Here is a 15799-nt window from a genome sequence, read left to right as displayed (position 1 = left end):
TTCATGTCGCAATTGGCTTCTTCTTTTATTCAGGAACAACAATTCTTAGATGCCTTTCAGCAAGCTATTGAAACACAAAGTTTTGATCGAATAATTCTGAGCCAATATAAAGGTGAATTAGAACATTTAGAGAAAATCACGTTACGCGTTATTTTATTACAAGATCAGCCTGTTTTAAGTGGCCTGTATCGTTATAAGACTCAGGATGTCACGAAAAACTATCCTTTGGCAGAAGCGCAGCAACTCATTCAAAATTTATTGGCACACTGTAAGCAAGCCAATCTTTTTACCAGTACCGAGGAGCTACAACTGAAAAAGAATAAGAAAAAAGCCATGTTAACGGTCACTAAAAATCAAGCTGTAGCAAAGTCTCAGACTTTAGAACACCAACAGGGGCATGATCGTGCCAAGCATCGTTATGTTGATCAAGACAGTTATTTTTTACAACCGTTAGGGATTACCGACAACAAAGCACAAATTATTCCAAGCATGGCGCGTAAGTGGAAACAGATTAATAAATTTGTGGAAATTTTTTCAGGTGCTTTAGCTCAAATTACGCCGCAAGAGCATACTTTACGTGTGGTTGATTTTGGTTCGGGTAAAGGTTATCTGACCTTTGCTTTATATGACTATTTAGCCAAACAAGGTCAAACGCCATTTGTCACTGGGGTCGAGCTGAACCCTAAAATGGTCGAATTTTGTCAAAAGGTGGTGCAAGAATCGCAATTTACGCAACTGGATTTTTTCCAAGGTGATGTCCGAACCTATCAACCTGAACACTTAGATGTGATGATTGCACTACATGCCTGTGACGTGGCCACGGATTTTGCCATTCATACAGGAATTCGTTTAAATGCCCAAATGATTATGTGCGCGCCGTGTTGCCATAAAGAATTACGTCCACAAATGCAAAGTCCAGCTGTGTTGAAGCCGATGTTGCAATTTGGGATTCATGCTGGACAACAAGCGGAAATGCTGACCGATACCATTCGTGCCTTATTGTTAAAAGCCTATGGCTATGAAACCAAAGTTTTTGAGTTTGTGGCTTTGGAACATACCAGTAAAAATAAAATGATTTTGGCGACCAAACGTCAAGATTTTGAAGCACCTGATCAGGCAGTTTTAGCGCAAATTGTGGCGTTAAAACAAATGTATGGTATTCAAAAACATTCACTTGAATTGTTACTGAATCATCAGTGGGATCAGCAAAATATTGGCGAAAAGTGTTAATTTAAGTTGTTAAAAATAGTGTTCAAGTTGCTTTTAGTTCTAGGATAAAAAATTGTAATGTCAGAGTTTAAGATATATTCAGGTCTGTGGACTGATTTACAGCAAGATGCCAAATACATTCGTGAGACGGTGTTTATTCAAGAACAACAAATTGCACCTGAAGATGAATGGGATGCAGAAGATGCCATTTCTTTACATTTTGTGGTTTTAGATCAGCATCAGCCGATTGCTACGGCACGACTTTTGAAAAATAACAGTGTCGGGCGTGTGGCTGTACTTAAGGAATATCGTGGCAAGGGCGTTGGTCGTGTGTTGATGCTTGAAATTATTCAGCAGGCGAAACATGAACAACGTGAATTTTTAAAGTTGTCGGCACAGGTTCATGCCATCGCATTTTATGAAAGTTTGGGTTTTAAAGTTCAGGGCGATGAATATTTGGATTGTGGCATTCCACATGTAGATATGAGGCTTTTATTTGCTTGATGGAATGATTGATTTTGAAAAAATAAAAGCCACTTTTCGTGGCTTTTATTTGATGAATCTAAAAATTAATGACCCTGTTCAGATTCTGTTGCTGTTTTATTTTCTGCCATCCCAGCATGCTCGTCTGCCGGCATATGAGGAGCTTCTGTGGTTGCTGACGCACTTGCCTCACTTAGATTTTTTTGTTTTTCAGCTTCAGTCAGTGCTTCTTGAGACATGACTGGTGCATTTTTAAAAGCGGTCTGATTGCTCTCAGCACGCTTCTGACTTGGCATGTAATCAGGTTCGTTGCTTATAGCAAGATAGAAAAAGCCGAGGAAAAAAGCACTTAAAATAAAAGCGATAATGAGGGCTTTCCAACCCCAAGGCGATTTTTCAGGAGAAGTGTTATCAGTCATGAGAAAATACCAAAATGGATAAAAATAAATCAGAATTATGTAACTTTATAACACATTATTGTTTGAAAGCCGATGAATAAATGACTGAACCCTTTTATTTAAGTAAGAGATTAAAGTCAATATTAAAATCCTGATTTTTATTTTAAATATGACCAAATTTATATCTACTTTGAACATAAGAACATCAAAGGTGGAGATGTGTTTTGAATGAGAAAAAATGATTGAGATATGATCGCCCTAATCTTGAATGGAAAAAAGAGCGATCATATTGTGTATTTATCAGCAGATATTATGCAATTTTTTCGCCAGTATGTGCTTTATCTATCAGTAGTTGTGGTGCTTTAAAACGCTCACCGTATTTCGCTTGCAGTGTATTGGCACGGATTAAGGCTTTTTCTAAACCATATTGATTGAGAAACTGCAATGCACCACCTGTCCAAGGCGCAAAACCAATACCAAAAATAGAACCGACATTGGCATCGACCACGGATTCTAAAACACCTTCTTCAAAACATCGCAAAGTATCTAAAGACTGTACAAACAGGAAGCGATCAATCATTTCCTGTTCTGAAATATCCGTGTCTTTTTTCCAGTGGCTTAAGCCATCCCATAAATGTTTTTTGGCATTTTCAGGATATTCATAGAAACCCGCACCCGCAGCTTTACCTTTACGTTGAAATTGATGAATCATGGTTTCAATCACATCATCTGCACCTGAGCGAGGTAGGTCTTTGCCTTCAGCTTGCAGGGCTTTACGGGTCTCATTTGCTATATGTTCAGATAAGGTCAGAGACACCTCATCTTGAATAGCAAGTGGTCCTATAGGCATGCCTGCTTTAAGGGCTGCCATTTCAATTTTAGCAGGATGAACCCCTTCCGCGAGTAAACGTAAGCCTTCTTGAACAAAGGTACCAAATACGCGACTGGTAAAGAAACCACGACTGTCATTGACCACAATCGGTATTTTGCCAATTTGCTGTACATAGTCATACGCTTTGGCTAATGTTTCAGCTGAGGTGTTTTTACCTTTAATAATTTCAACCAGTTGCATTTTGTCGACAGGGCTAAAGAAATGTAGACCAATAAAATGGCTATCGTCTTTAGAGGCTTTGGCAAGTTCTGTAATCGGCAGGGTCGAGGTATTGGAAGCCATAACACCATCATCGATCAAATAGCTTTCAGCTTCTTGGGTGACTTTGGCTTTTAGTTTTGGATTTTCAAAAACTGCTTCAATAATTAAATCACAGCCTTGTAACTCCTCAGCAGATGCTGTTGCCGTAATAAACGCTAAAACTTGCTCACGTTTTTCGGCAGTCATCCGACCTTGTGATACTTTTTTATCTAGCAGTTTTTGGCTATAGGCTTTGCCTTTTTCTGCATTTTCCAGCGTAACATCCTTGAGTACAACTTGAATGCCTTTACTTGCCGTTGTATAGGCAATACCTGCACCCATCATACCTGCACCAAGTACACCGACTTTTGTTGCTTGCCATTTCGCGATATCTTTAGGACGGCTTGCACCAGACTTAATTGCATTTAATCCGTGCCAGAATGTTCCAATCATATTTTTGGAAATTTGACTTGTGGCAAGGTAAGTAAAGTAACGAGACTCAATGGTCAGTGCAGTATCGACATCAACTTGAGCACCTTCAACGGCTGCGGCCATGATGGCTTCAGGCGCAGGGTAACACCCTTTGGTTTTATCGCGTAGCATGGCGGGAGCAATCGCAAGCACTTGAGCAACAGCAGGTGTTTTGGGATCACCACCTGGGATTTTATAGCCTTTTACATCAAAAGGTTGTTGCGATATTGGATTGGCTTTGACCCAAGCCAATGCTTTTTCGAAGAGTTCTTCTTCAGACTCAGCCGTATCGTGGATTAAGCCTAAGGACTTGGCTTTATCAACCGTAAATTGTTTGCCTTCTATCAGGAAAGGAAAAGCATTTTGCAGACCAAGTAGGCGCACCATACGCACGATACCGCCACCGCCTGGTAGTAAACCTAGCGTGACTTCGGGTAAGCCAAACTTGGCTTTAGCATCATTTAAGGCAATACGATGATGGCAGCCTAAAGCCAGTTCCCAACCGCCACCCAGAGCCGTACCATTTAAGGCTGCGACCACAGGAATTCCACGCGTTTCGATATAACGCAGTTTGGCTTTCATCTCTTCAATCATGTTAAAGAATGCTGTGGCATGCTCTGGCTCTGCTTGAATCAGTTCATCGAGGTCACCACCGGCAAAAAAAGTTTTTTTCGCTGAACGGAAAATAATGCCTGAAATTTCTGCATCGGCTTGTAGCTTGGAAACGGTATCTTCCAGTGCTGCGCGGAAATCAGCGTTCATGGTGTTGGCAGATTGGTTTGGAGAATCTAAAGTTAAAATGACGATATTATCAGCATTTTTTTCATATTGAATTGCGCTCATGATAGTTCTCCTTATACCAACTCAATAATCGTTGCGATACCCATACCACCACCAACACACAATGTTGCAAGGCCACGCTTTTTGCCTTGACGTTCCAACTCATCTAGCAATGTGCCTAAAATCATTGCGCCTGTTGCACCCAGTGGATGTCCCATTGCAATTGCACCACCATTAACATTGACTTTGGCAGGATCAACCTTAAGTTCTGTGATAAAACGCATCACCACCGCAGCAAAAGCTTCATTGACTTCAAACAGGTCAATATCATTAATCGTTAAGCCTGCTTTGGCTAAAGCTTTACGTGCAGCAGGTGCAGGGCCTGTCAACATGATAGTCGGGTCACTACCGACCAATGCCGTTGCCAAAACTTTGGCACGCGGTTTTAGCCCTTGCTCCTTAACTGCTTTTTCAGAAGCCAACAAAACAAGTGCAGCGCCATCGACAATGCCTGATGAATTCCCTGCATGATGCACATGGTTAATATTTTGAACTTCAGGATATTTTTGTAGGGCGATGGCATCGAAACCCATTTGTCCCATCATGGCAAAGCTAGGATTGAGTTTTGCTAAACCTTCCGCAGTGGTATTGGGTTTAATAAATTCATCTTTAGCTAAAATAATGACGCCTGCTTTATCTTTTACAGGGATAATCGATTGATTAAAATAACCTTTGGCTTGTGCAGCAGCGGCTTTCTTTTGTGAGTTCTCGGCAAAATTATCGACATCAGAACGCGTATAACCATCAATTGTTGCAATTAAATCTGCACCAATTCCTTGGGGAACAAAGTTTGCTGCCATGTTGGTTTCAGGATCCAGTGCCCAAGGGCCGCCGTCTGAACCCATCGGCACGCGAGACATCGACTCAACTCCACCGGCAACCACAATATCTTCCCATCCTGAACGGACTTTTTGTGCAGCCATATTAACTGCCTCGAGTCCTGAGGCACAGAAACGGTTAATTTGTACGCCAGCAACATCATTGTCCCAACCTGCCGCAATGGCAGCCGTTTTGGCAATATCAGAACCTTGATCACCAATTGGGGTGACACAGCCCAACACAATGTCATCGACTTTAGAGGTATCCAGTTGGTGACGATCTTTCAGTTCATTGAGCAATGTGGTGAGTAGGGTGATGGGTTTCACTTCATACAGTGAACCGTCTTTTTTCCCTTTTCCGCGTGGTGTGCGAATGGCATCAATGATGTAGGCCTCGCTCATAGTTGTTCCTTTATAATAAATTTAAAATTGTTATGATTTTGAGTGTAATGATAATTTTTTGAAGTGCAATGACCAGAACGAATCAGATCATTTGAAGTTTCTTGCCAAGTCTGAAACGGTTTAATGTAGCACTTTAGCCGAATTTATTTTGCAATAGATTGAAGAGGGCTTAAATTGCAGCAAGCACCATCATAATGCGGAGTTGATCAAATGAGAAATATTCGGGCAAAAGCAGTCTGCCTGTTTAGGCATGATGATCGAGTGCTCTTGGCACAAGCTTTTGATCCAAAAAAGAATGAACATTATTTAATGCCTATTGGTGGTGGAGTAGAATTTGGTGAACGTGCTGTAGAGGCTATTCAGCGCGAAGTGATGGAAGAAATTCAACAGCAGATCTGCAATGTACAGTTGCATCAAATTTTTGAAAATATTTTCACTTTTGATGGGCAGCAAGGCCATGAAATTGTTTTTGTTTATAGTGCTGATTTTGTCAGCCAAGCTGTTTACAACATGTCAGAGCTATGCGGTGTGGAATCGAATGGCGCATGTTATACCGCTGCTTGGTATAGCCAAACGCAGCTGGATATTTTGAATGATCCAATTTATCCAGATGGAATTAGTCTGTTGCTGTTTCCGTTAATAGAAGGGACATAAAAAAGCCCAGATACATGATCTGGGCGGAGAAACTATGATGAATTTAAAAGATTAATGATAGCCGTGTAATTGACGGTACAGTCCCGGTGTTACACCTGTCCATTTCTTAAATGCACGGTGGAAGGTACTGGTTTCACTAAAGCCAACTTGTTGTGCTACATCTTCTAGTGTTAAGTTTGGATTCAATAACAGATGGATTGCAGCATCACGGCGTAAGGCATCTTTTACGCCTTGATAACTTTTACCTTCCGCAGCCAAACGACGACGCAAAGTTTGCGGTGAAAGATAGAGCATCGAAGCGACATCATTCAAGGTTGGCATTTCTTCACCAATTTGGCTTTTTAATACGTCACGAATACGTGAAGTTAAAGAGTTGGTGTTTTTAAATTTAACCAAAAGCTGAGCAGGTGCTGCTTTTAGGAATTCTTCAAGATTTTCTTCTGTTTGACGCAGAGGTAAATCTAGATAGTCTGCGGCAAAGGTAATTTCGGTACGCTGTGAATCAAATTGTATTACAGGTGCAAAGAACAGTGCATCGTATTCATCTGCATGCGCAGGACGAGGGTAACCAAAATGGACACGTTCTAGTGGAAGACGGCGTTCAATCAACCAAGAGGCTAAACCATGCCAAATCATCAGCATGCTTTCAGTAATGAAGTGATCTGGATCTAGGCTCTTTGGAATAAGCGGAACCAGACGTGCTTCATGTTTGTCGCGTTCAAGGGTTACCGACCATTCATCACCAAAGAGCTTATAAAACTGTGATGAAAGCTCCAAAGCCTCACCTAAAGTTTTCGCGTGAATAATCAACTGGCACATAATGGCAAAAGTGCCCAAACGACGTGGCTGAATATCAAAGCCGATATGTTCGTCTTGGGTCACCATCCACAACATTTTAATAAATCGGGTGTACTGTTCTGGGGAGATACGTGCTTTAGGCTGACGTAATAACTCAGCCTCTATGCCGACATGGGACAATAAGGTTTCAACGTCCATGCCTAGACGTTTGACGCCTGTGAGAGCCGCATTGACGAAGTGGATACTAATCGTATCGCGACTCATGTTAAATCCTTCAGTCTCTTTTATATTCACTTTAGTTGACCTAAATGACGCTAAAAATTGTTTGAGTGGCAATTTACAATAAATATTTTGCCTTGTTTACATCTTAAATTGCCGAAATGATCAAGGTAAATGGCTGAACATGACATTGTTTTGTTACTTTTATATTTCTAATATGGGTAAAAAATCAACATAGAATGAGTAAAAATAACATGAATGCAGCTTTAAAAGGATTAAAAGTCCTCGATTTTTCTACACTTTTACCTGGACCATTTGCCACATTGTATTTGGCAGATTTAGGTGCAGAAGTGATTCATGTCGAATCACCTTCACGTCCAGATCTGATTCGTCTACTCCCGCCGTATGCCAATGGGCAAGCGACTTCACATAGTTATTTGAATCGTAATAAACAATCTATAGCCTTAGATTTAAAAGATACTCAAAACATAGAACTGATTAAGAGTAAAATTGCTGACTTTGATATTGTGGTTGAGCAGTTTAGACCTGATGTGATGAAGCGATTAGGTCTGGACTATCAGACACTGGCAAAAATTAACCCACGATTGATTTATTGTTCCATTACGGGGTATGGGCAAACAGGACTTTACAAAGATAAGGCGGGTCATGACATCAATTATCTCGCACTTTCTGGGATTGCAGGACATAGTGGTCGACAAGACAGTGGTCCACCACCGATGGGTGTTCAAATTGCCGATGTTGCAGGTGGTTCTTTACATGCTGTGATTGGGATTTTATCTGCTGTGATTGAGCGTCAACGCAGTGGGCAAGGGCAGTATGTTGATATTTCTATGACGGATTGTGCAGTAACTTTAAATAATATGGCTGCTGCTGCGACGCTGGCTGGGAAAACTCCCCAATATGCTGAAAAGAGTCATTTGAATGGTGGAACTTTTTATGATTATTACCAAACGCAAGATGGTCGATATTTATCGGTAGGCAGTCTTGAACCACAGTTTATGTCAGGCTTAGCCACTGTTTTAGAATTGCCGGTTCTTTTAGAAAAAGGCGCTTCTTTTGATGAAACAGATCGAAAATTGGTGAAGCAAGTACTGCAAGAAAAAATTAAAACCAAGACCTTTACAGAATGGTCATCTATTTTTGCAGGACTAGATGTATGTGTAGAACCTGTTTTGCAATTAGATGAAGCATTAACATCGCCTTTGGCAAAACAACGGCAATGGGTAGTCGATATTCCGCTTTCTGAAGGAAGTGCACAGACAGAGCCTCAATTGGCATGTCCAATTAAGTTTTCACGCTCAAAAATGAGCTATAGACACATTGGTAAAACGTTGGGTGAGGATTCTTTTTAAATATCACAATTTGATAAAAAGTAGCCATATTAAAACAATAAAATAACAAAAATATGTGCTATTTACAAATAATGGGCGTAACCTATACATAGGTTACAAATTGTTAATAAGGTCACTAATTATGAATAAATATAGAGGTCGTATCTATTTTGGAGTTAGCCTTTTAACTTTAAGTTGTGGCATTCAAAGTGTTTACGCGAATAATGCATTTTCTCCAGAAAGCCAGTGGATGCTGGGTGACTGGAATGGGCAGCGTACAGCACTGCAACAACAAGGCTATGATTTTAGCTTTGGTTATACAGGTGAAATAGCAACAGTTTTAGATGCCAAACAGCATTCCAGTGATGGTACAGAATATGCGGATCAATTTGCGCTTGGTGCACATCTGGATTTGGAAAAAATTCTAGGTTGGCAGGATACTGAAGCACAAATTACGATTACCGAACGGAATGGTCACTCCCTTTCACAAACTTCGGATGCACTTGCAGGACATTTAAGTTCCGCTCAAGAAGTATGGGGACGTGGACAAACGTGGCGTTTGACTGATTTTTGGATTAAAAAACAATTTCTGGATCAGAAACTTGATATCAAAGTCGGTCGTTTTGGTGAAGGTGAAGATTTTAATAGTTTTGACTGCGATTTCCAAAATTTGGCACTTTGTGGTTCTCAAGTGGGGAACTGGGTTGGCGACCAATGGTATAACTGGCCCGTTAGCCAATGGGCAGCTCGTGTCAAATATAATGTTCGCCCTGATCTTTATGCTCAAGTCGGTGTGTATGAATATAATCCAGAAAACTTAGAACGAGGCAAAGGCTTTAATTTAAGTACTGATGGTTCACATGGTGCAATTATTCCTGCCGAAGTCGTTTGGCAACCGAAAGTCGGTAACGAACAACTTTCAGGTGAATACCGCGTAGGTTATTACTATAGTACTGCGGATGCTCAAGAAATTACCCAAGAGGCCACTTCGCACAAACAAGGTGGATGGTTAGTTGCGAAACAACAATTAACAGCTCATCAAGGGGATGCATCACGTGGTCTTACGGGTTTTATAAACTTAACTTTACATGATAGCGACACAAATACTGTCAGTGATATGCAAAATGTGGGTTTAGTTTATAAGGGTTTAATGAACTCTCGTCCGCAAGATGAGATTGCTATCGGTGTAGCTCGAATCAGCATCAATGATGATGTCAACAATATAGTAGACACTCGTGGTCTACAAAATGAAGAATACAATGCCGAAATTTATTACGGCATGCATGCTACAAATTGGTTAACCATTCGTCCAAATGTGCAATATGTTCATCATGTTGGTGCATACAAAAATGGAGAAAATGCTTGGGTTGGCGGCATTAAGTTCCAAACGGTGTTCTAGTTTCTAGATGATAAATACTTGATCTAGAACACGGAACGCATTGATACGTAACGATACAACGTATGCTTGGCTAGGTCAGGTATTTAATATCTAAAAACTACAAAAATAGGTGCTCATATTTGTTAAGCAAATATGGGCTTTAAAATTAAGAATTTTAGAAATAGGTGGTTCATATGAATACTCCATCTTCAGGTTCAGGATTAAAAACGATTTTGGCAATTGTTGCTATAATTATCGGTTTAGTCCTGCTGATTGGAGGAATTTATCTTGCAGTGCTTGGTGGGTCTTGGTACTACATCATTGCAGGTTTATTCTTCATCGCGACTGCAATTTTATTGCAAAAATTAAAAAGCTCGGCACTCATTGTTTATGCTGTATTTGTATTGGGTACAGTGGTGTGGGGCTTATGGGAAGTGGGTTCTGACTTCTTTGCGTTAGCACCTCGTTTAGATATTTTGGGTGTATTTGGTCTGTTATTATTAATTCCAGCGGTCACTCGTGGTTTTAACAATACGAAAGGCGCAAAAATTGCTCTGACAGGTACATTGGCAATCACTATTGCAGTGATGATCTATTCTATTTTTAATGATCCTCAAGAAATTCGAGGTGAATTAACGACCAAGCAGCCTACTACTGCACAGCCGATACCCGGTATTGCTGATGCGGACTGGCCAGCCTATGGTCGTACTCAGTCAGGTCTACGTTATTCTCCATTAAATCAAATTAATTCAGAGAACGTGAAAGAATTGAAGGTTGCTTGGACATACAACACAGGCGATTTTAAAACTGAAAATGACTCAGGTGAAACAACCAATCAGGTGACGCCAATTAAAGTTGGCGACAATATGTACATCTGTACAACGCACCAAAAATTGGTTGCGCTTGATCCTGCAACAGGTACGGCGAAATGGACATTTGATCCGAAGTTAAAAGCGGATAAGACATTTCAGCATTTAACCTGTCGTGGTGTTTCGTATTTTGATGCGAGTAATACAGTAGGCTTTGAAACCAGTTTAGCTGCGAAGAAAACTACTTCAGCAGAATGTCCTAAAAAAATTATTTTACCTGTTAATGATGGTCGTCTAGTTGCGATCAATGCTGACACGGGTAAAGCATGTACAGATTTTGGTAAAAATGGCGAAGTTGATTTACAAAAAGACATGCCATTCCCTTATCCGGGCGGTTATATCCCAACGTCACCTCCAGTGATTACGGGTACAACTATTATTATTGCGGGTTCAACCACAGATAACTATTCTACTGAAGAGCCATCTGGTGTTATTCGTGGTTATGACGTTAATACTGGAGCATTGCTTTGGGTGTTTGATACGGGAGCGGAAGATCCAAATAAAATTCCAGGTCCTGGTCAAAAATATGTTCAAAACTCTCCAAACGCATGGGCACCTTTAGCTTATGACGCTAAGTTGGACATCGTGTATGTTCCAACGGGTGTTGGTACGCCTGATATTTGGGGCGGCAACCGTACTGAATTACATGAGCGTTATGCAAACTCGATGTTGGCGATCAATGCATCTACGGGTAAATTGGTTTGGGACTTCCAAACCACGCATCACGATTTGTGGGATATGGATGTACCATCTCAACCGACATTGACTGATATTAAAAATCAATCGGGTCAAACCGTCCCTGCAATTTATGTATTAACGAAAACAGGGAATGTCTTTGTTTTAGATCGCCGTACTGGCGAAGCGATTGTACCGATTACTGAGAAACCGGTGCCACAAACAGTGAAACGTGGTCCTCAAACTAAAGGTGAGCGCTATTCTCCAACGCAACCATTCTCTGATTTTGATCTTGCACCAAAAGAAAGATTGACGGACAAACAAATGTGGGGTGCCACCATGTTTGATCAATTGATCTGTCGTGTGTCTTTCCATAAATTGAACTATGACGGTATTTATACTCCACCTTCAGAAAATGGAACTTTGGTATTCCCTGGTAACTTGGGTGTGTTTGAATGGGGCGGCATGTCAGTCAACCCAGACCGTCAAATTGCCGTGATGAATCCGATTGGCTTGCCATTTGTGTCTAAACTGATTCCAGCAGATCCGAACCGTCCAAAAACGGCCAAGGGTGCAGGTACTGAAGCGGGTGTTCAGCCGATGTATGGCGTGCCTTACGGTGTTGAAATTAGCGCGTTCTTGTCTCCATTCGGCTTGCCATGTAAACAGCCTGCATGGGGTTATGTGGCGGGTGTAGATTTAAATACGCATGAAGTGGCTTGGAAACGTCGTATTGGTACGATTCGTGACAGTATGCCGGGTATTCCTTTACCACCATTTAAAATGGGTGTACCAATGCTGGGTGGTTCAATTTCAACTGCCGGCAACGTAATGTTTGTGGGTGGAACTCAGGATGATTACATTCGTGCAATTAATGTCACTAATGGTGATGAGCTTTGGAAAGGGCGTTTACCCGCAGGTGGACAAGCAACACCAATGACTTATGAAAGCAACGGTAAACAATACGTGGTGATTATGGCAGGTGGTCATGGTTCCTTTGGCACCAAGATGGGTGATGCACTGGTTGCCTATGCGTTACCAGATCAAAAATAATTTGTTGTAAATTAATTGATTAAAAAGCCTGATTCGTCAGGCTTTTTTATGGTTTAAATTGAATCATTTTTAAATATCTAATTCGCTTACTTAAAATAGAGATCAGTTTTTTTGCTTAGATTTGCATATTTAGGTTGTATATGAAAAATAGTGATAAACAAGTGAAAATAACATCAAATCGGATAAAAGCAGCAGGATTCTGCTGTATTTCGCTATATCAGTGAACTCTTGATACCCTTATCAGTAAAACCGCTATTAAATATGTAAAAAACGCATTTTGTTGATAGGTTAAATCTCGTTATGCTGTGCATCGTTATAATAGAAACTACTAGCTGTACGCCATGTATTTATATACTGATTTTGATCAGCAACTGGTCAATGAACGTGTTGCACAATTCCGTGACCAAACGGAACGTTATTTAGCGGGTAAATTGACGGAAGATGAATACCGTCCGCTACGTCTACAAAATGGTTTATACGTTCAACGCTATGCGCCAATGTTACGTATTGCTGTACCTTATGGATTAATGAATTCAAACCAACTGCGTAAAATTGCAGATTTGGCCAAAGAATATGACCGTGGTTACGCGCATGTATCAACACGTCAAAATATTCAGTTTAACTGGCCTGCACTAGAAAATGTGCCTGACATGTTGGCAGAACTTGCAACGGTTCAAATGCATGCCATTCAAACTTCGGGTAACTGTATTCGTAATACCACGACTGACCAATATGCAGGCGTGGTTGAGGGTGAGATTGCCGACCCACGTCCAACCTGTGAATTGATTCGTCAATGGTCAACATTTCATCCAGAATTTGCATTTTTGCCACGTAAGTTCAAAATTGCTGTATCAGCATTGGCGGAAACAGACCGCGCCGCAGTTTCATTCCATGATATTGGTATATATATCGTGAAGAATGAAGCAGGCGAAATTGGCTATAAAATTAAAGTGGGTGGCGGTTTAGGTCGTACCCCAGTCATTGGCAGTTTTATTCGTGACTTCTTGCCACGTGAAGATTTAATTGCGTATTTAGAAGCAGTTTTACGAGTCTATAACTTACATGGTCGCCGTGATAATAAATATAAAGCACGTATCAAAATTTTAGTTAAAGCTTTAACGCCTGCGGTATTTGCGGAAAAAGTTGAAGCTGAATTTGCGTATACCATTCAGACTTTAAAAATTCAGCCTGAAATTTTGAAAAAATTAGATGAAGAATTCCCCCCATTTGATTATCAAGATTATGCAGATGAAGACTTTACTGAATTGTTTGCAGCTCATCCAAAATTCAAGCAATGGTTTAATATCAACACCAATGCACATAAAGTAAAAGGTTATCGTATCGTTACGATTTCATTGAAACGTACAGGTATCGCACCGGGTGATATGAGCACGGAAGAAATGAACTTGATTGCTGATTTAGCAGATCAATTTACTTTCGGTGAACTTCGTACCACCCATGAACAAAATATTTCATTGGTTGATGTACCGCAAAAAGATTTATTTGCAGTATGGCAAACGCTTGAAGCAAATAACTTGGCACGTGCGCATATTGGTTTTATCACTGATATTATTTGCTGTCCGGGCGGTGATTTCTGTTCATTGGCAAATGCGAAATCAATTCCAATTTCAGAAGCGATTTCACGCCGTTTTGATGACCTAGATACGATTTATAACTTAGGTAAATTGGATCTCAATATCTCAGGTTGTATGAATGCTTGCGGTCATCACCATGTAGGTAATATTGGTATTTTAGGGGTCGACAAAAAAGGCGCCGAATTCTACCAAATTACGTTGGGTGGTAATGCAGATCATGATGCTTCAATTGGTGACATTCTAGGACCATCATTTGCAGCAGACCGCGTGCCTGACGTGATTGAAGAAATTTTAAATACCTATCTTGACCTTCGTACTGAGGGTGAAGAATTTGTAGAAACTTATCGCCGTGTTGGCATTCAACCCTTTAAGGAGCGTGCATATGCTTAATACCGCATTACAAGTGCTCTCTAAAGATGGCACGATTGCAGACAATACTTATCAAGTGATTGGCGAAGATGGCGTATTGCCACAAGGTGATGTGGTTTTAACGGTTGAACAGTTAGAGCAAATCGCAAATGTATCTGGTAAAAAAGCGCTATACATTACCGTGGATGCTTCTCCTGAAGTAAACCAATTTCCACTGGATCAATTAGATGCAATCTTTATTGAGTTTGCAGGCTTTAACGATGGTCGTGGTTATTCATTTGCAGCATTGCTGCGTCGTCAAGGCTATCAAGGTGAGCTTCGTGCGACAGGTGATATCTTTAAAGATGTGTTGAACTATTTAAAACGTTCGGGCTTCGATACTTTTGTGGTGAAAGAAGGTAAAGATATTCATGAAGCAGCAGCAGGTTTACATGATTTTAAACAGCCTTATCAGGCTTCCACCGCAGTTGCACAGGCAAGCTATCAAACAGGTGCTTAATCTCCATTAAGTCATCAATAAAAAAGCCGGCTGAATGTCGGCTTTTTTGTGGTTAAAGAAAATATTACATTTCTTCTAGCTGGCAATTGACCATCCATTTCACTCCAAACTGATCGGTGAAAGCACCATATAGCGCTCCCCAAAAGGTCTTTTCTAAAGGCATTTCAATTTGACCATTGACAGATAAAGTATCAAACAAGCGTTTTGCTTCGGCTTGCTCACTGGCATCTAAATTAATTGAAATATAGTGATTATTGCCTTGAGTAAATATGCTATTGGTTTGTGCACAGAATTGATCATTGGTGTCGGATGCCATCAATTCGGTAAATTTATTGATCGGTAGGGATACATGCAGAATAAGATTTTTATCGGCTTCTGATAAAGTGACACCTTCTTCAGCAGGTAATTCACCATAACGGGTAAGATTCGAAAACTCACCACCAAAAACCGATTTATAAAAGTTAAAAGCAGCCTCAGTTTCACCCTGGAAATTGAGGTAATGATTGAGTTGCATCTCGATGTGTCCGTATTGTTGTTTTGAGTTTTCTAATTTAACAGGCTTAGGCAGAAACAATGATGAAAAAG

General features: G+C 40.5%; 13 protein-coding genes. 8 read left to right on the top strand and 5 right to left on the bottom strand.

Going from position 1 to position 15799, the window contains the following annotated elements:
* Nucleotides 1–3 precede the first annotated feature (3 nt).
* On the top strand, nt 4–1230 hold the full coding sequence (locus tag B9T25_RS08380; protein ID WP_086187984.1) for a class I SAM-dependent methyltransferase: 1227 nt from the start codon (nt 4–6) through the stop codon (nt 1228–1230).
* A gap of 57 nt (nt 1231–1287) precedes the next feature.
* Nucleotides 1288–1713 carry a GNAT family N-acetyltransferase gene (locus tag B9T25_RS08375; protein ID WP_086187983.1) on the top strand — a complete coding sequence of 142 codons (426 nt, stop codon included), beginning with the start codon at nt 1288–1290 and terminating at the stop codon, nt 1711–1713.
* Between the two features lie 65 nt (nt 1714–1778).
* Here B9T25_RS08375 and B9T25_RS08370 read toward each other — a convergent pair whose 3' ends face one another.
* The 3 genes from B9T25_RS08370 to B9T25_RS08360 all read right to left on the bottom strand — a co-directional run bounded on the left by B9T25_RS08370 (nt 1779) and on the right by B9T25_RS08360 (nt 5753).
* Entirely contained in the window at nt 1779–2111 is a 333-nt protein-coding gene (locus B9T25_RS08370) for a hypothetical protein (protein ID WP_086187982.1), read from the bottom strand.
* A gap of 289 nt (nt 2112–2400) precedes the next feature.
* Complete coding sequence (locus B9T25_RS08365) at nt 2401–4536, bottom strand: 3-hydroxyacyl-CoA dehydrogenase NAD-binding domain-containing protein (RefSeq protein WP_086187981.1); 2136 nt, start codon at nt 4534–4536, stop codon at nt 2401–2403.
* An 11-nt stretch (nt 4537–4547) separates the two neighbouring features.
* On the bottom strand, nt 4548–5753 hold the full coding sequence (locus tag B9T25_RS08360) for an acetyl-CoA C-acetyltransferase (protein ID WP_086187980.1): 1206 nt from the start codon (nt 5751–5753) through the stop codon (nt 4548–4550).
* A 210-nt stretch (nt 5754–5963) separates the two neighbouring features.
* Between B9T25_RS08360 and B9T25_RS08355 the strand changes: the two genes are divergently transcribed.
* Entirely contained in the window at nt 5964–6407 is a 444-nt protein-coding gene (locus B9T25_RS08355; protein WP_086187979.1) for an NUDIX hydrolase, read from the top strand.
* A 51-nt stretch (nt 6408–6458) separates the two neighbouring features.
* Here B9T25_RS08355 and B9T25_RS08350 read toward each other — a convergent pair whose 3' ends face one another.
* Complete coding sequence (locus B9T25_RS08350) at nt 6459–7469, bottom strand: AraC family transcriptional regulator (protein ID WP_086187978.1); 1011 nt, start codon at nt 7467–7469, stop codon at nt 6459–6461.
* A gap of 209 nt (nt 7470–7678) precedes the next feature.
* Here B9T25_RS08350 and B9T25_RS08345 point away from each other — a divergent pair, with 209 nt between their 5' ends.
* From B9T25_RS08345 to B9T25_RS08325, 5 genes are all read left to right on the top strand, one after another.
* Nucleotides 7679–8797: a CaiB/BaiF CoA transferase family protein gene (locus B9T25_RS08345; protein WP_086187977.1), complete on the top strand. Its 1119-nt coding sequence runs from the start codon at nt 7679–7681 to the stop codon at nt 8795–8797.
* Nucleotides 8798–8918: 121 nt separating this feature from the next.
* Nucleotides 8919–10175, top strand: coding sequence for a carbohydrate porin (locus B9T25_RS08340; RefSeq protein ID WP_086187976.1), 1257 nt, complete (start codon nt 8919–8921; stop codon nt 10173–10175).
* Between the two features lie 173 nt (nt 10176–10348).
* A complete protein-coding gene (locus tag B9T25_RS08335) occupies nt 10349–12751 on the top strand; it encodes a glucose/quinate/shikimate family membrane-bound PQQ-dependent dehydrogenase (protein WP_086187975.1) in 2403 nt (800 codons plus the stop codon).
* A 341-nt stretch (nt 12752–13092) separates the two neighbouring features.
* Nucleotides 13093–14736, top strand: a complete 1644-nt coding sequence (locus B9T25_RS08330; protein WP_086187974.1) for a nitrite/sulfite reductase — start codon at nt 13093–13095, stop codon at nt 14734–14736.
* Nucleotides 14729–15214 carry a DUF934 domain-containing protein gene (locus B9T25_RS08325; RefSeq protein WP_086187973.1) on the top strand — a complete coding sequence of 162 codons (486 nt, stop codon included), beginning with the start codon at nt 14729–14731 and terminating at the stop codon, nt 15212–15214. The genes B9T25_RS08330 and B9T25_RS08325 overlap by 8 nt, the downstream gene beginning before the upstream one ends.
* A gap of 64 nt (nt 15215–15278) precedes the next feature.
* Here the strand turns inward: B9T25_RS08325 and B9T25_RS08320 are convergent, their stop codons facing one another.
* A complete protein-coding gene (locus tag B9T25_RS08320; RefSeq protein ID WP_086187972.1) occupies nt 15279–15728 on the bottom strand; it encodes a VOC family protein in 450 nt (149 codons plus the stop codon).
* Between the last annotated feature and the right edge of the window lie 71 nt (nt 15729–15799).

The organism is Acinetobacter sp. ANC 4470 (assembly GCF_002135335.1).
GTDB lineage: Bacteria > Pseudomonadota > Gammaproteobacteria > Pseudomonadales > Moraxellaceae > Acinetobacter.
The sequence above is the reverse complement of the archived record's forward strand: the minus strand, read 5'-3'. Positions and strand labels throughout refer to the sequence as shown.